The organism is Pseudomonas sp. DTU12.1 (assembly GCF_009873475.1).
In the GTDB taxonomy this organism is placed as follows: domain Bacteria; phylum Pseudomonadota; class Gammaproteobacteria; order Pseudomonadales; family Pseudomonadaceae; genus Aquipseudomonas; species Aquipseudomonas proteolytica.
Genome location: NZ_CP045254.1, coordinates 1 through 15,234, shown reverse-complemented (window position 1 = coordinate 15,234; position 15,234 = coordinate 1). Strand labels below are relative to the sequence as shown.

Genomic DNA, 15,234 nt, shown 5'->3' with positions numbered 1-15,234 from the left:
ACACCGCGTACGGCTTACTGGGGCTGCTTCGCAGCCCAGCGCGGGGCAAGCCCGCTCGCCACAGGAGAGTTCGTCGGTTTCTGAAAGTTATGTAGATACCTATGGCTATCGCAGGCAAGCCAGCTCCCACAATGGATATTCGTGGTTCTTAGAGCATGCGTTCCAGACCCACGGTGGTGGCAAACCAGGCATTGAACCGGCGCCACCAGCTCCCCGGCTCGCGGCTCAGGGTGTGCATCTGGCCGTTGTCCTCCGTGACCCATACCACCTGGCCATCTTGCAGTTTTGCCTCATAACTCAACGCTGGCGCCATCCCTTGCAGGGCCAGGTTACGAACATGCTCGGCCAGTTCGGGGCTGTCCACCAGCACGCCGACCTCGGTGTTCCACAGCACCGAACGCGGGTCGAAATTGAACGAGCCGATAAACGACTTCTGCCGATCAAAAATCATCGCCTTGCTGTGCAGGCTCGAGTCTGAACCGTGCAGCGAGCGGCTGCCCAGCAGGTGCGGGCCACTGCCGCCACCGTCGCCTGGCTGGCGACGCAGTTCGTACAACTTCACCCCGTGTTCCAGCAGTGCCTTGCGATAGGGCGCATAGCCGCCATGCACCGCCGGCACGTCGGTGGCTTCCAGGGCGTTGGTCAGCAGGCGCACGTCGACGCCTGCGTCCGCGCGGCCGGTGAGGTACACCAGGCCCGGCTGGCCGGGCACGAAGTAGGCCGAAATCATCATCAGCTCACTGTGCACGCCTTCCAGCTCTGGCCCCAGTTGGGTCGTGAGCAGCAGTTGTGGGTCGGGATCGGCCTTGGCCAGGACTTTGCTCGGCGCGTCCCACAGTGCCTGGTTCCAGGCCCAGATCAGTTCCCGGCGCCAGATATCCATGCGTGGCTGGGTCTGGTAGGTCCGCAGGCGGTTATACAGGGCATGGTTTTGCTGGCGCGATTCGGCCAGGGACTTCTCCAGAACCCCGCGCGCCGTGGCCAGGTCGCGGGAGGACGGGGCGCTGGAGATAAAGTCGGCGATAGGTTTGCTCAGCGCACTGTTCCAGTACTGATCAAAACTGTGGCCCAGTTGCTCGGCCACGGGCCCCACACTGAGCATGTCGATATCGGTGAAGTTCAGGTTGGGCTCGGCATCGAAATACTCATCCCCCAGGTTGCGCCCGCCGACAATCGCCACGCTATTGTCGGCCAGCCATAGCTTGTTGTGCATGCGCCGGTGTTGCAGCGACAGGTTGAACAGCCGGCCCATGGCCCGTGTCACGCCGGTGCTGCGCCCCAGGTGCAAGGGGTTGAACAGGCGGATCTGGATCTGCGGATGTGCAGCCAGTGTGGCGATGATCTGGTCCAGGCCGTCGCTGGTGGTGTCATCCAGGAGGATGCGCACCCGCACGCCACGGTCGGCCGCCGTCAGCAGCTCGTCCACCAGCATGCGCGTGCTGATGCCGTCATGGACGATGTAGTACTGCAAGTCGAGGCTGGTCTGGGCATTGCGGATCAATTCGGCGCGGGCCATGAACGCTTCGCTGCTGTTGGGCAGCAGGCGAAACCCGGAGCGGCCCTGATAGGGCGCGGCCTGGGCCTGGATCGAGCGCCCAAAGGCGGACTGCGTCGCCGGCAGTGCCTCGCTGGGCACCCGGGGCACGTCCAGGGTGGCGCAACCGCCCAGGCCCAGGAACCCCAGCAAAAAGAACGCTAATAGCCGTTGGCTCATCAAGGAGACAGGTTCCGAATCAGGACGGTGGTGGGCATATGACGGTGATTGCTGGCAAAAGGTCAGTCCATCCGCTGTTCGGCTTCGGCGAGCATCTTGCTCGCCGTTGCCCCGACCTTGCGCACCGCCTCTTCAATCTGCGGGGTTGGCTTGGCAGCGTAGTTCATCCGCAGGCAGTTACGGTATTTGCCCGAAGCGGAAAAGATACTGCCTACGGCAATCTGCACTCCCTGCTCGACCAGGGCCCGGTTGAGCCTGAGGGTGTCGAAGCCTTCGGGCAGTTCCACCCACAGCATAAAGCTGCCCTGGGGCCGGCTGGCGCGGGTGCCGGCGGGGAAATAGCGGCTGACCCAATCGAGCATCAGGTCGCGATTGCGCTGGTATTGGGTACGCATACGCCGCAAATGCGGTTCGAAGTGCCCGTTCTTGAGGAATTCGGCAATGGCGATCTGTGGTTGGGTGGCAGTGGAGCCGGTGCTGATGTACTTCATGTGCAGCACCCGCTCCAGATAGCGTCCGGGCGCTACCCAGCCGATCCGCAGGCCGGGGGCCAGGGTCTTGGAGAACGAGCTGCAGAGTAGGACGCGGCCATCTTCGTCGAAGGACTTGATGGTGCGCGGCCGCGGGTAGCTGTAGGCCAGTTCGCCATACACATCGTCCTCGATGATCGCCACGTCAAAGCGCTGGGCCAGGGTCAGCAGCGCCCGTTTGCGCGCCTCGGGCATGATGTAGCCCAGGGGGTTGTTGCAGTTGGGCGTCAGCTGGATGACCTTGATCGGCCATTGCTCCAGGGCCAGTTCCAGGGCTTCGAGGCTGATGCCGGTGAGCGGATCAGTGGGGATTTCCAGGGCTTTCATGCCCAGGCCCTTGAGGGTCTGCATGGCGCCATGGAAGCTTGGCGAGTCCACGGCGACGATATCGCCGGGTTCGCAAATCGCGCGGATGCTGGACGATAAGGCTTCGTGGCAGCCAGTGGTGATCACGATGTCCTGGGCGTCGAGCTGGCAGCCGGAATCCAATGACAGACGGGCTATTTGCTCGCGCAATTCCATACAGCCGTAGATATTGTCGTAGTACAGGCCGGGCAGGTCCTGGCGGCGACTGACCCGGGCCAGGCTGCGCAGCAAGGGCTTGATGGTCGGTGACATTACATCTGGCATGCCGCGGCCCATCTGTATGACGTCTTTGCGCGGCACCGCGCGCACCAGTTCCAGTACCTGGTCCCACTGGGAGATCTCCACCGGGCGCTGGGCCGGCCGACCCACGGCGGGCAGCGCCGGCAGCTCGCGGCCGACGGGCACGAAGTAACCGGATTTTGGCTTTGGCGTCGCCAGGCCGTTGTCTTCCAGTAACCGGTAAGCCTGTTGCACGGTGCTCAGGCTGACCCCATGTTCCACGCTCAGGGCACGCACCGAGGGCAGGCGATCGCCGGGGCGATAGAAGCCTTGCTCGATGCGGGTACCCAGCAATTCGGCGAGGTTGACGTAGAGGGTCATGGCGGTCGCTCCCGGTGGACCAGTACAGATGAAGGGAAAATACAGGATTCAGCCCCTGCATGGCAGTATCTGTATGGATTTAATAAAGGTTGGTTGAATCTGTAATGGTTTTGCCGCGCCGTCCATTCTAGTCACTCATGGCAACAGGCAAATGAGGGGCAGGACAATGAGTGGCTTGAGCGATGTGCGGCTGGCGCTACACAGTCAGGAACTGGAAGCAGGGCAGGAGCGTGGGCTGACTGGGCTGGCGCCTGGTCAGCCGAGCCGTTGGGAACTGTTCTGGCGCCGTCGCCACACGCGCCAGGCCCTGCTGGACCTGACCCCGGAGCAACTGCGCGATATCGGCTTAAGCGCTGAGCAAGCGCGCCAGGAAGGCTTGAAACCGTTCTGGCGCGGGTGAGTCAGAGCAGTTCTTTCAAGCGGTGCCAGAGCATGCCCAGGGCCAGCAACGGCGAGCGCAAGTGCTTGCCGCCAGGGAAGGTGACGTGGGGCACCTGGGCAAACAGATCGAAGCGCCCACGGTGCTGGCCGCTAATGGCTTCGGCCAGCAGCTTGCCCGCCAGGTGGGTGGCGTTCAGGCCATGGCCGGCATACGCCTGGGCAAAGTACACGTTGGGTTGGTCGGCCAAGCGGCCAATCTGCGGCAGGCGGTTGGCACCGATGCCGATCATGCCGCCCCATTGGTAGTCGATTTTCACCTCGGCCAGTTGCGGGAAGACCTTGAGCATCTTGGGCCGCATATAAGCCGCGATGTCTTGAGGGTCGCGCCCGGAATAATGGCAGGCGCCGCCAAACAGCAGGCGGCGGTCGGCTGACAGCCGGAAGTAATCCACCGTGACCCGCTGATCACACACGGCCATGTTTTGCGGCAGCAGCTCGGCGGCCTGGGTCGGGCTCAAGGGTTCGGTGGCGATGATATAGCTGCCGGCGGGCAGCACCTTACCGCTCAGGTGGGGGTTGAGGCCGTTGAGGTAGGCATTGCAGCCCAGCACCAGAGTCTTGGCGCGCACACTGCCGTGGGCGGTATGGACTTTGACTTCAGGGCCGTAGTCGATGCGCACCGCTTCGGAGTGCTCGAACAGCCTGACTCCCAGTTGCTGCGCGGCGGCGGCTTCGCCGAGGGCCAGGTTCAGCGGGTGCAGGTGGCCGGAACCCATGTCGATCATGCCGCCTACGTAACGGTCGGAACCGATCACGCTACCCATCTCCCCGGCTTGCAGCAGGCGCAGTTCATGGCGATAACCCAGGTCGTGCAACTCCTCGGCATCGGCGGCCAGGCCCTGCAGGTCGCGGGGCTTGTTGGCCAGGTCGCAGTAACCCCAGGTCAGGTCGCATTCAATCTGGAAGCGCTCGACCCGCTGGCGCACGATTTCCACGGCTTCCAGGCCCATCAACTTCATCTGCCGCACGCCTTCGGTGCCGACCACATTGGCAAACTGATCAAGGCCGTGGCCGACGCCACGAATCAGTTGCCCGCCATTGCGCCCGCTGGCGCCCCAGGCAATCTTGCGGGCCTCCAGCAGCACCACGCTGAAGCCCCGTTCCGCCAACTCCAGCGCGGTGTTCAGCCCGGAAAACCCACCGCCCACCACGCACACATCGGCGACGACTTCACCCGCCAGCGCCGGGTAATCGGGTTGCGGCAGGCTGCTGGCGGCGTAGTAGGAAGCGGTGTGCCGGGCGCTGGCGGTCATGGGGAGCATCCGTGTTTGGAAAATTTGACGCAGGATACAGCGGTCGGGTGAAGCTGTCTCACTCGGGGCTTTTAGGGCAAAATCCACACCTATTCGCCGTTCGGTATGGGTTTCGATGAGTTGCAACAGCCAGAAAGTCAACGCGCTGCGCCGGCAGATTCCCTCGTTCGAGTGTGTGCCGGGTTGCCATGATTGCTGTGGGCCGGTGACTACATCCACCGAGGAAATGTCGCGCCTGCCGCGCAAGACCGCGGCCGAGCAGGAAGCGGCCATGGATGAGCTGAACTGTGTACACCTGGGGCCCAACGGATGCACGGTGTACGACGAGCGCCCATTGATCTGTAGGTTGTTTGGTACTACGCCCAGCCTGCCATGCCCCAATAACCGTGGGCCGGAGGAACTGATTCACCCTCGGGTCGAGAAGCAGATCCACGAGTACATGGCGACGACGCGGCAGGTGCTGGTCTGACAGATGTACTCGGTCAAAAGGTGGGAGCTGGCTTGCCTGCGATGACGGTGTGCCAGGCCATGAAAATGGCGGCGGGTTGATCGCTATCGCAGGCAAGCCAGCTCCCACAGGATCAATCCGGGATCGGCAGGTTCAGGCTCTCCTTCACCTCTTCCATCACGATATAGCTCTTGGACTCGCGCACATGGGGCAGCTTGAGCAGGATGTCGCCCAGCAGTTTGCGGTACGACGCCATTTCGGAAATCCGCGCCTTCACTAGATAGTCGAAATCCCCCGAGACCAGGTGGCACTCCAGCACATGGGGCAGTTTCAGCACGGCACGTCGGAATTCTTCGAAGGTATCACCGGATTTGTAGTCGAGGCTGATCTCGACAAACACCAGCAGGCTACCCTTCAAGTGCTGCGGATTGAGGCGGGCGTTGTAGCCCATGATGATCCCCTCGCGCTCCAGGCGCCGGACCCGTTCGGTGCAGGGTGTGGTCGACAGTCCTACCTTCTCCCCCAGCTCGGTAAACGATATCCGCCCGTCCGCCTGCAGGATGCGCAGGATGTTGCGGTCGATCTTGTCCAGCTCCCGCTTGGTCTGGGTATTGGTCCGCATAGGGGATGCTCCTCCGTGAAAAGGGTTTTTGCCGAGAATTGTCGCCAAATATAGGCACTTATATAGTGAAATGCACTGGTCATTGCTTTTTATACTGCCCACATCTTTGTGCTGAACAACAAACGTCAGCGGTCAAGCCGTGATGAGGATATAAAAATGCGCGTTTTGGTCTTGGGTAGCGGTGTCATTGGTGTGGCCAGTGCCTACTATTTGGCGCGTGCCGGTTTTGAGGTGGTCGTGGTCGACCGTCAGCCGGCCGTTGCAATGGAGACCAGCTTCGCCAACGCCGGCCAGGTTTCGCCCGGCTATGCGTCGCCATGGGCTGCGCCGGGTGTGCCGCTCAAGGCCATCAAGTGGCTGCTGCAGCGCCATGCGCCGCTGGCGATCAAGGCCACGGCCGATATCGACCAATACCTGTGGATGGCGCAGATGCTGCGCAACTGCACGGCCAACCGCTATGCGGTGAACAAGGAGCGCATGGTGCGTCTGTCCGAGTACAGCCGCGACTGCCTCGACGAACTGCGCGCCGAAACCGGCATTGCCTACGAAGGCCGTAGCCTGGGTACCACGCAATTGTTCCGTACCCAGGCGCAACTCGATGGTGCGGCCAAAGATATTGCCGTGTTGAAAGAGTCCGGCGTACCGTTCGAGCTGCTCGACCGCGCCGGCATCGCCCGCGTCGAGCCGGCCCTGGCCAGCGTCACGGATATCCTGGCCGGTGCCTTGCGCCTGCCCAATGACCAGACCGGCGACTGCCAGATGTTCACCACCCGCCTGGCCGATATGTGCAAGCAGTTGGGCGTGGAGTTCCGTTTCGAGCAGGACATTCAGCGCCTGGACCACGCCGGTGATCGTATCAACGGTGTGTGGATCGACGGCAAGCTGGAAACCGCCGATCGCTACGTGCTGGCCCTGGGCAGCTACTCGCCGCAGTTGCTCAAGCCGCTGGGGATCAAGGCGCCGGTGTATCCGCTCAAGGGTTACTCCCTGACCGTGCCCATCACCAACCCGGCGATGGCCCCGACTTCGACCATTCTCGACGAAACCTACAAGGTTGCGATCACCCGTTTCGACAACCGCATCCGGGTTGGCGGCATGGCTGAAATAGCCGGTTTTGACCTGTCGCTTAACCCGCGCCGGCGCGAAACCCTGGAGATGATCGTCAACGACCTTTATCCTCAAGGCGGTGATCTGAGCGAAGCCACGTTCTGGACCGGCCTGCGCCCGACCACCCCGGACGGTACGCCAATTGTCGGCGCCACCCCGTTCAAGAATCTGTTCTTGAACACCGGCCACGGCACCCTCGGCTGGACCATGGCCTGTGGCTCTGGCCGCTTGCTGGCGGACCTGATGGCCAAGAAAACCCCGCAGATCAGCGCCGCAGGCCTCGATATTTCCCGTTACGGCAACCCTCAGGAGTCCACAAAACATGTCAATCCAGCGCCAGCTCACCAATGAGCGCATGAGCCAGATCGTTGTCCACAGCGGTACCGTGTATCTGGCAGGGCAAGTCGGCGACGACATGAGTGCCGGGATTGAACAGCAGACCCGCGAGACCTTGGCCAACATCGAGCGCTTGCTGGATCTGGCCGGTACCGACAAAACCAGGTTGCTGTCGGTGACGATCTACCTCAAAGACATCGACGCCGACTTTGCCGGCATGAACGCGGTATGGGACAAGTGGCTGCCAAAAGGTGTCGCACCCGCCCGTGCCACGGTCGAATCGAAACTGTGTGAACCCGAAATCCTGGTCGAGCTGTCTGTCGTGGCCGCTCTGCCTTAAACGATCCCTCTTCCGGTGCCGGCGCTGTCGGTCGGTACCGGTTTTTTCTTCCTACCGCCGCCTAGAAGCCTGCCGCCATGCGTCCTGCCCGTGCCCTGATCGACCTACAAGCCCTGCGCCACAACTACCAATTGGCCCGCGAACTGACCGGGGCCAAGGCCCTTGCCGTGATCAAGGCCGATGCCTACGGCCATGGAGCCGTGCGCGTGGCCCAGGCCCTGGAAGACCAGGCCGACGGTTTTGCCGTGGCCTGTATCGAGGAAGCGCTGGAACTGCGCGCTGCCGGGATTGGTGGGCCGGTATTGTTGCTCGAAGGGTTCTTCGAGGCCGACGAACTGCCGCTGATCATCGAGCATGACTTCTGGTGCGTGGTGCATTCGCTGTGGCAGCTGGAAGCGATTGAACAGGCGCGCCTGAGCAAGCCGCTGACGGTATGGTTGAAGCTGGATTCGGGCATGCACCGGGTCGGCTTGCATCCCAAGGATTATCACGACGCCTATCAGCGCCTGCTGGCCAGCGGCAAAGTAGCCAAGATCGTGCTGATGAGCCACTTCGCCCGTGCCGATGAACTGGACTGCGCGAGCAGCGATGAACAGGTCACGGTCTTCGAGGCCGCGCGCCAGGGCTTGGCGGCCCAGGTCAGCCTGCGCAACTCGCCGTCGGTGATGGGCTGGCCGAGCGTTTCCAGCGACTGGGTACGGCCCGGCATCATGCTTTACGGTGCGACGCCGTTTGGCGAAGACCAGGCGGTTGCCGCGCGTTTGCAGCCGGTGATGACCCTGGAGTCGAAAGTCATCTGCGTCCGCGAGCTGCCTGCGGGCGAGCCAGTGGGTTATGGCGCGCGCTTCGTGACGCCCAAGCCGATGCGTATCGGTGTGGTTGCCATGGGGTATGCCGACGGTTATCCACGGCATGCGCCGACCGGTACGCCGGTACTGGTCGCCGGCCAGCGCAGCCAGTTGCTGGGGCGGGTGTCGATGGACATGCTGTGCATCGACCTGACCGATGTACCCCAGGCGGGTCTGGGTTCGACCGTCGAGTTGTGGGGCAAAAACATCCTCGCCAGCGATGTGGCGACCGCCGCCGAGACCATCCCTTATCAGATTTTCTGCAACCTGCGCCGTGTGCCACGGCTCTATTCCGGCGCTTAGCCGCCAGCTGCAGATGAAGCCCTGCGGGATTCAGACCAAAGTGTTGTAAATACTGAACGCTGTCGCCATGATAACGCTCAATTACAACAAAGCCTGAATCCTAGGAGGCTCCTGCATTGGACGTCGGCGAACGACTGCAATCCATCCGTAAACTGAAAGGTCTTTCCCAGCGTGAACTCGCCAAGCGTGCGGGCGTCACCAACAGCACCATTTCGATGATCGAGAAAAACAGTGTCAGCCCCTCCATCAGCTCCTTGCGCAAGGTGCTGGGCGGCATCCCCATGTCCATGGTCGAGTTCTTTTCCGAGGAGATCCTCCAGGAAAAACCGACGCAGATCGTCTATAAAGCCAATGAGCTGATCGACATCTCCGATGGCGCGGTCACCATGAAGCTGGTGGGCCGGGCACATCCGAGCCGGGCGATTGCGTTTCTCAACGAAATCTACCCGCCGGGCGCCGATACGGGTGAGGAAATGCTGACCCATGACGGCGAGGAAACCGGGATCCTGCTGGAAGGTCGTCTGGAATTGGTCGTGGGCGTCGAAACTTTTGTGCTCGAAGCCGGCGATAGCTACTACTTTGAAAGCACCAAGCCGCACCGTTTTCGCAATCCGTTCGATGTGCCGGCGCGACTAATCAGCGCAGCCACACCCGCGAACTTTTAACAGAAGAGGCGCCCTGCCTACCTTGCAGAGGTGCCCGTAGTTGTATTTCGCCATGCTCAATCTCCCCTTGGATAATAGGGTTGTTTCAGTGAGGCGGCCTAACCGTTATACTTTCGCCGCCTGCGAAACCGTGGCCGCAGGCGTGAATAGCCACCATGAGGGTGAACGCGTGAACCTAATTATGAAAATGCTGGCTGTACCAGCAACCGTACTGGCCCTTTGGGCTGCCAGCGCTCAAGCTGCGACCAATGATGATATTGCCAAGCGCCTTGAACCCGTGGGGAAGGTCTGTATTCAAGGTGAGGAATGCAAGGGCATGGAAGTCGCTGTGACAGCGGGCGGCGGCGGCGCAAAAACGCCGGACGAGATCATCGCCAAACACTGTAATGCTTGCCACGGCACTGGCCTTTTGGGCGCACCGAAAATCGGTGACACCGCAGCCTGGAAAGAGCGCGCCGACCACCAGGGCGGCCTCGACGGCATCCTGGCCAAGGCCATCACCGGCATCAACGCCATGCCGCCTAAAGGCACCTGCTCCGATTGCTCGGATGACGACCTCAAGGCTGCAATCGAGAAGATGTCTGGTTTGAAATAAACCAATCTTCGCCAAAAAGCCGCTGACCAGCGGCTTTTTTGTGCCCGCAATTTGCCGGCCAAGGCTGTTCATTGCAGCAAAGACCCGGCAAGCTCGGTCCAACCCCTAATCACGGAACGTCAGGAGGGTCGGATGGTGCAGTTGTGTTCAATCGAGCAAGCGGTCGACGACGTACTGGAACGCCTACCGGCGCATATCCACATGGGTATGCCGCTGGGTCTGGGTAAGCCGAATCTGTTTGCCAATGCCTTGTACCGGCGTATCGCCAAGCTGCCCGAGCGGTCGCTGACGATCTACACCGCGTTGAGCCTGGGCCGCCCGCCGCTGGGTGATGGTTTGCAGAAGCGCTTTCTGGAGCCGTTTGTCGAGCGGGTGTTCGGTGATTATCCCGAGCTGGATTACCTTGCCGCCCTGCGCAAGGACAGCCTGCCGGCCAATATCCACGTGCAGCAGTTCTTCATGCAGCCCGGCAGCCTGTTGCACAGCGCCCAGGCCCAGCAGGACTATGTCAGCAGCAACTACAGCCATGCCGCTCGCGATATCAACGCCGCCGGCCTGAACCTGGTTGCGCAATTGGTGGCCAGCAGCAGTGAGCATCCGGATCGCCTGAGCCTGAGTTGCAACCCGGATATCACCCTCGACCTGTTGCCCATGATCGCCAAGCGCCGCGCGGCAGGCGAGACCATCCTGGTGGTCGGCCAGGTGCATGAAGATTTGCCCTACATGCCCGGTGATGCCGAACTGGGCATGGATCAGTTCGACTTCCTGATCGACGAAAAAGACCGCACCACGCTGTTCTCTACGCCCAACATGCCAGTGGGTTTGCAAGACCACTTCATCGGTTTGCACGCCAGCACCCTGGTGCGCGATGGCGGCACCTTGCAGATTGGTATCGGTTCGATGGGCGACGCCTTGACCGCCGCGTTGCTGGCGCGTCAGGCCGATAACGAGAGCTATCGGCAGTTGCTCACCGACTTGGATGTGTACCAATGGGCGCCGCTGATCAGCCGTGAGGGTGGGGTCGAACCGTTTGCCCGGGGCCTTTATGGTTGCAGCGAAATGTTCGTCAACGGCCTGCTGGTGCTGGCCGATGCCGGGATTGTGCGGCGCAAGGTGTACCCGGATGTGGCGACGCAGGAGCAGGCCAACGCAGGCCTGCTGGACGATGCGGCGCAGCCCGATGGCATATCGATCCACGGTGGGTTTTTCCTCGGCCCCCGCAGTTTTTACCAGCGCTTGCAGGAAATGACCCACGCCAAGCGTCTGGAATTCAACATGACCCGCATCAGCTATATCAACGAGCTGTACGGGCAGGAAGAACTCAAGCGTTTACAGCGCGTGGATGCGCGGTTTATCAACAGCGCGATCATGGTGACGCTGCTGGGTGCAGGCGTTGCCGACCAACTGGAAGATGGCCGCGTGCTCAGCGGTGTGGGTGGGCAATACAACTTTGTCGCCCAAGGCCATGCGCTGGAGGGTGCGCGCTCGATCCTGATCCTGCGCAGTTGGCGCGAATCGGCTGGCGAGGTCAGCTCCAATATTGTCTGGGAGTACGGCCATTGCACGATTCCCCGGCACCTGCGCGATATCGTGATCACCGAATACGGCATTGCTGACCTGCGCGGCCAGACCGACGCCAAGGTGATCGAGGCGTTGCTCAATATCACCGACTCACGGTTCCAGGCCGACTTGATCGAACAGGCGCAAAAAGCCGGCAAGTTGCCCAAGGACTTCCAGCTCGACCCACGCTTTGCCGACAACACCCCCGAGCGTTTGCAGGCGGTGCAGGCGCGGCATTCAAGGCTGTTTCCGGAGTATCCGCTGGGCAGTGACTTCACTGATCAAGAGCGGGATTTGTTGCGCGCGTTGAACTGGCTCAAGAGCAAATTCAAGCTGACGGAGATTCTGGAGTTGGGCAAGGCGGCGCTGGATGCACCGGAACCTGCGGCGTTTCCCGAGCATCTGGTGCGCATGCGCCTGGATAAGCCTGAGGGGTTTAAAGAGGATCTGTATCAGCGCCTATTGCTTGCTGGCCTACAGGCCACCGCACACTGACAGGTAACACAAGGCAAATGTGGGAGCTGGCTTGCCTGCGATGAGCATAAGTATCTACACAACTTTCAGAAACTGACGAACTCCCCTGTGGCGAGCGGGCTTGCCCCGCGCTGGGCTGCGAAGCAGCCCCAATAAGCCGAATGCGTTGTACCAGATACACCGCAGCGGCTGGTTTTGGGGCTGCTTCGCAGCCCAGCGCGGGGCAAGCCCGCTCGCCACAACTGCGCTATCTACCTGGATCTAGGCGTTACGGTAAAGTTGTGTAGATACCTATGCTGCGATGAGGGCCTGCCAGTCGACATCTCTGTCGCCTGACACTGCGCTATCGCAGGCAAGCCCGCTTCCACATTTTTAACTGTGTTCGCTCACCTTCAGTCGATGAAGGTCACAACCCCACCGGCCAGGGACTTCACCCGCGCCAGCGACTCAACACGGTAGCCCTGGGCATCCAGCTCTGCACGGCCGCCCTGGAACGACTTCTCGATCACAATCCCCAGGCCTGCCACGGTGGCGCCGGCCTGTTTGATGATCGAAATCAGCGCCTGGGACGCTTTGCCGTTGGCCAGGAAGTCATCGATCACCAGCACGCGGTCGCTGCTGGTCAGGTGGCGCGGGGAAATCGCCACGGTGCTTTCGACTTTCTTGGTGAAGGAATACACCGTCGCCGACAGCAGGTTTTCCGTCAGGGTCAAGGACTGTTGCTTGCGGGCGAAAATCACCGGCACGCCCAGGTTCAGGCCGGTCATGATCGCCGGCGCGATGCCCGAGGCTTCGATGGTGACGATCTTGGTGATCCCCGAATCCTTGAACAGCGCGGCGAATTCGTCGCCGATCAGCTTCATCAGCGCCGGGTCGATCTGATGGTTCAGAAAGGCGTCGACCTTGAGTACCTGGTCGGAAAGCACGATGCCTTCTTCGCGAATTTTCTTGTGCAGTGCTTCCACAAAAGCTTCCTCTGGTGGCGCAAGGGGCGCCGAAAGTAGATTAAAAAGTAGTCGATTCTAGCGCTTTAGCATCGCGCGTATATCCGCCAGGGCAGTGTTGCCGCGTACCGCCTTGACTTCAGTCGGGGTGTCGTCGTTGCCTTCCCAGGCCAAATCGTCCGGTGGCAGCTCATCGAGGAAGCGGCTCGGGGCGCAGTCGATGATCTCGCCGTATTGCTTGCGCTTGGCCGCAAAGGTGAAGGCCAGGGTCTGACGTGCGCGGGTAATGCCCACGTAGGCCAGGCGCCGTTCTTCTTCAATGGTGTCGGCTTCGATACTGGAGCGGTGTGGGAGGATTTCCTCTTCCATGCCCATGATGAACACGTAGGGGAATTCCAGGCCTTTGGATGCATGCAAGGTCATCATTTGCACCCCTTCGGCGCCATCTTCTTCTTCCTGCTGGCGCTCGAGCATGTCGCGCAGGACCAGCTTGCCGATGGCGTCCTCGACGGTCATTTCACCGTCTTCGTCTTTTTCCAGGGTGTTCTTCAGCGCTTCGATCAGGAACCAGACGTTGCCCATGCGGTAATCCGCGGCCTTGTCGCTGGAGCTGTTGGTGCGCAGCCAGTTTTCGTAGTCGATATCCATGACCATGCTGCGCAGGGCGCTGATCGGGTCTTCGCCGGCGCACTGCTCGCGCACCTTGTCCATAAAGCGCTTGAAGCGCGACAGGCGATCGGTGAAGCGCGTATCCAGGTGTTCGCCCAGGCCGATTTCGTCGGTGGCGGCGTACATCGAGATCTTGCGTTCGGTGGCGTAGTTGCCGAGTTTTTCCAGGGTGGTGGAGCCGATCTCCCGACGCGGTACGTTGATCACGCGCAGGAAGGCGTTGTCGTCATCCGGGTTCACGATCAACCGGAAGTAGGCCATCAGATCCTTTACTTCCTGGCGTCCGAAAAAGCTGTTGCCGCCTGACAGGCGATACGGCACCTGGTGGTGCTGCAGCTTCAGCTCGATCAGTTTGGCCTGGTAGTTACCGCGATACAGGATCGCAAAATCGCTGTAGGGCCGGTCGGTGCGCAGGTGCAGGCTGAGGATCTCGACGGCCACGCGCTCGGCTTCGGCATCTTCGTTGCGGCAGCGGATCACGCGGATTTCGTCGCCATGGCCCATCTCGCTCCACAGCTGCTTTTCAAACTCGTGGGGGTTGTTGGAGATCAGCACGTTGGCGCAACGCAGGATGCGGCTGGTGGAGCGATAGTTCTGCTCCAGCATCACCACTTTCAGCGACGGGTAGTCGACCTTGAGCAGCATCAGGTTTTCCGGGCGCGCGCCGCGCCAGGCGTAGATCGACTGGTCATCGTCGCCGACCACGGTGAACTGGTTGCGCGTACCGATCAGCAACTTCACCAGCAAATACTGGCTGGCGTTGGTGTCCTGGTATTCATCCACCAGCAGGTAACGCACCTTGTTCTGCCACTTTTCGAGGATGTCGGCGTGTTCCTGGAACAGCTTGACCGGCTGCAGGATCAAGTCGTCGAAGTCCACCGCATTGAACGCCTTGAGCGTGCGCTGGTAGTGGGTGTAGACGATGGCGGCGGTCTGTTCCTTGGGGTTGCGTGCGTTTTCCAGGGCTTCGGGGGGCAGGATCAGGTCGTTTTTCCAGGCGCCGATCATGTTCTTGATCTCATCGACGCCGTCGTCGCCCGCGTATTCCTTCTGCATGATGTCGGTCATCAGGGCCTTGACGTCGGTCTCGTCAAAGATCGAGAAGCCCGGCTTGTAGCCCAGCCGCGCATGCTCCTTGCGGATGATGTTCAGCCCCAGGTTGTGGAAGGTACACACGGTGAGGCCACGGCCTTCGCCGCCCTTGAGCAGGGTGCCGACGCGCTCTTTCATCTCGCGCGCGGCCTTGTTGGTAAAGGTCATGGCGACGATGTACTGGGCACGGATGCCACAGTTCTGGATCAAGTGCGCGATCTTGCGGGTGATCACGCTGGTCTTGCCGGAGCCAGCACCGGCGAGCACCAATAGAGGGCCGCCGACGTAGTTCACGGCTTCTTGCTGCCGGGGATTGAGTCGGGACAT

At 61.2% G+C, this 15,234-nt stretch carries 14 protein-coding genes; 8 read left to right on the top strand and 6 right to left on the bottom strand.

What is annotated here, in order from left to right; genetic code table 11:
• Positions 1–148: 148 nt before the first annotated feature.
• Both GDV60_RS00070 and GDV60_RS00065 read right to left on the bottom strand, forming a co-directional pair.
• Entirely contained in the window at positions 149–1,714 is a 1,566-nt protein-coding gene (locus tag GDV60_RS00070; protein WP_159905935.1) for a phospholipase D family protein, read from the bottom strand.
• Positions 1,715–1,776: 62 nt separating this feature from the next.
• On the bottom strand, positions 1,777–3,210 hold the full coding sequence (locus GDV60_RS00065) for a PLP-dependent aminotransferase family protein (protein ID WP_029289785.1): 1,434 nt from the start codon (positions 3,208–3,210) through the stop codon (positions 1,777–1,779).
• Positions 3,211–3,376: 166 nt separating this feature from the next.
• Between GDV60_RS00065 and GDV60_RS00060 the strand changes: the two genes are divergently transcribed.
• Complete coding sequence (locus GDV60_RS00060) at positions 3,377–3,610, top strand: DUF1127 domain-containing protein (protein ID WP_029289783.1); 234 nt, start codon at positions 3,377–3,379, stop codon at positions 3,608–3,610.
• 1 nt (position 3,611) lies between these two features.
• On the opposite strand, the gene GDV60_RS00055 is transcribed toward GDV60_RS00060, so the two are convergent.
• Positions 3,612–4,904 carry an FAD-binding oxidoreductase gene (locus tag GDV60_RS00055; protein WP_159905933.1) on the bottom strand — a complete coding sequence of 431 codons (1,293 nt, stop codon included), beginning with the start codon at positions 4,902–4,904 and terminating at the stop codon, positions 3,612–3,614.
• A gap of 115 nt (positions 4,905–5,019) precedes the next feature.
• Between GDV60_RS00055 and GDV60_RS00050 the strand changes: the two genes are divergently transcribed.
• Positions 5,020–5,373, top strand: coding sequence for a YkgJ family cysteine cluster protein (locus GDV60_RS00050; RefSeq protein WP_159905931.1), 354 nt, complete (start codon positions 5,020–5,022; stop codon positions 5,371–5,373).
• A gap of 112 nt (positions 5,374–5,485) precedes the next feature.
• On the opposite strand, the gene GDV60_RS00045 is transcribed toward GDV60_RS00050, so the two are convergent.
• Positions 5,486–5,974: an Lrp/AsnC ligand binding domain-containing protein gene (locus tag GDV60_RS00045; protein WP_003206849.1), complete on the bottom strand. Its 489-nt coding sequence runs from the start codon at positions 5,972–5,974 to the stop codon at positions 5,486–5,488.
• Between the two features lie 156 nt (positions 5,975–6,130).
• On the opposite strand from GDV60_RS00045, the gene dadA reads away from it, so the two are divergent.
• The 6 genes from dadA to GDV60_RS00015 all read left to right on the top strand — a co-directional run bounded on the left by dadA (position 6,131) and on the right by GDV60_RS00015 (position 12,223).
• Positions 6,131–7,432, top strand: coding sequence for a D-amino acid dehydrogenase (dadA, locus tag GDV60_RS00040; protein ID WP_029289774.1), 1,302 nt, complete (start codon positions 6,131–6,133; stop codon positions 7,430–7,432).
• The gene (locus tag GDV60_RS00035) at positions 7,404–7,757 is read left to right on the top strand and encodes a RidA family protein (protein ID WP_029289772.1); all 354 of its coding nucleotides are present in this window, start codon (positions 7,404–7,406) and stop codon (positions 7,755–7,757) included. The genes dadA and GDV60_RS00035 overlap by 29 nt, the downstream gene beginning before the upstream one ends.
• Positions 7,758–7,834: 77 nt before the next feature.
• Positions 7,835–8,908, top strand: coding sequence for an alanine racemase (alr, locus tag GDV60_RS00030; RefSeq protein ID WP_070994048.1), 1,074 nt, complete (start codon positions 7,835–7,837; stop codon positions 8,906–8,908).
• A gap of 116 nt (positions 8,909–9,024) precedes the next feature.
• On the top strand, positions 9,025–9,573 hold the full coding sequence (locus GDV60_RS00025) for a cupin domain-containing protein (RefSeq protein ID WP_029289768.1): 549 nt from the start codon (positions 9,025–9,027) through the stop codon (positions 9,571–9,573).
• A gap of 181 nt (positions 9,574–9,754) precedes the next feature.
• Positions 9,755–10,168: a cytochrome c5 family protein gene (locus tag GDV60_RS00020; protein ID WP_092232109.1), complete on the top strand. Its 414-nt coding sequence runs from the start codon at positions 9,755–9,757 to the stop codon at positions 10,166–10,168.
• A 132-nt stretch (positions 10,169–10,300) separates the two neighbouring features.
• On the top strand, positions 10,301–12,223 hold the full coding sequence (locus tag GDV60_RS00015) for an acetyl-CoA hydrolase/transferase C-terminal domain-containing protein (protein ID WP_070994046.1): 1,923 nt from the start codon (positions 10,301–10,303) through the stop codon (positions 12,221–12,223).
• 371 nt (positions 12,224–12,594) lie between these two features.
• On the opposite strand, the gene GDV60_RS00010 is transcribed toward GDV60_RS00015, so the two are convergent.
• Together GDV60_RS00010 and rep are read right to left on the bottom strand one after the other, a co-directional pair.
• Positions 12,595–13,167 carry a xanthine phosphoribosyltransferase gene (locus GDV60_RS00010; protein WP_029289761.1) on the bottom strand — a complete coding sequence of 191 codons (573 nt, stop codon included), beginning with the start codon at positions 13,165–13,167 and terminating at the stop codon, positions 12,595–12,597.
• 57 nt (positions 13,168–13,224) lie between these two features.
• Entirely contained in the window at positions 13,225–15,234 is a 2,010-nt protein-coding gene (rep, locus tag GDV60_RS00005; RefSeq protein ID WP_029289758.1) for a DNA helicase Rep, read from the bottom strand.

Excerpts from the sequence above, each read along its gene's own strand:
- GDV60_RS00035 (WP_029289772.1), top strand. The coding sequence starts at position 7,404 with ATGTCAATCCAGCGCCAGCTCACCAATGAGCGCATGAGCCAGATCGTT.
- GDV60_RS00060 (WP_029289783.1), top strand. The coding sequence starts at position 3,377 with ATGAGTGGCTTGAGCGATGTGCGGCTGGCGCTACACAGTCAGGAACTG.
- GDV60_RS00065 (WP_029289785.1), bottom strand. The coding sequence starts at position 3,210 with ATGACCCTCTACGTCAACCTCGCCGAATTGCTGGGTACCCGCATCGAG.
- GDV60_RS00070 (WP_159905935.1), bottom strand. The coding sequence starts at position 1,714 with ATGAGCCAACGGCTATTAGCGTTCTTTTTGCTGGGGTTCCTGGGCCTG.
- GDV60_RS00050 (WP_159905931.1), top strand. The coding sequence starts at position 5,020 with ATGAGTTGCAACAGCCAGAAAGTCAACGCGCTGCGCCGGCAGATTCCC.
- dadA (WP_029289774.1), top strand. The coding sequence starts at position 6,131 with ATGCGCGTTTTGGTCTTGGGTAGCGGTGTCATTGGTGTGGCCAGTGCC.
- GDV60_RS00020 (WP_092232109.1), top strand. The coding sequence starts at position 9,755 with ATGAAAATGCTGGCTGTACCAGCAACCGTACTGGCCCTTTGGGCTGCC.
- alr (WP_070994048.1), top strand. The coding sequence starts at position 7,835 with ATGCGTCCTGCCCGTGCCCTGATCGACCTACAAGCCCTGCGCCACAAC.
- GDV60_RS00055 (WP_159905933.1), bottom strand. The coding sequence starts at position 4,904 with ATGACCGCCAGCGCCCGGCACACCGCTTCCTACTACGCCGCCAGCAGC.
- GDV60_RS00015 (WP_070994046.1), top strand. The coding sequence starts at position 10,301 with ATGGTGCAGTTGTGTTCAATCGAGCAAGCGGTCGACGACGTACTGGAA.
- rep (WP_029289758.1), bottom strand. The coding sequence starts at position 15,234 with ATGTCCCGACTCAATCCCCGGCAGCAAGAAGCCGTGAACTACGTCGGC.
- GDV60_RS00045 (WP_003206849.1), bottom strand. The coding sequence starts at position 5,974 with ATGCGGACCAATACCCAGACCAAGCGGGAGCTGGACAAGATCGACCGC.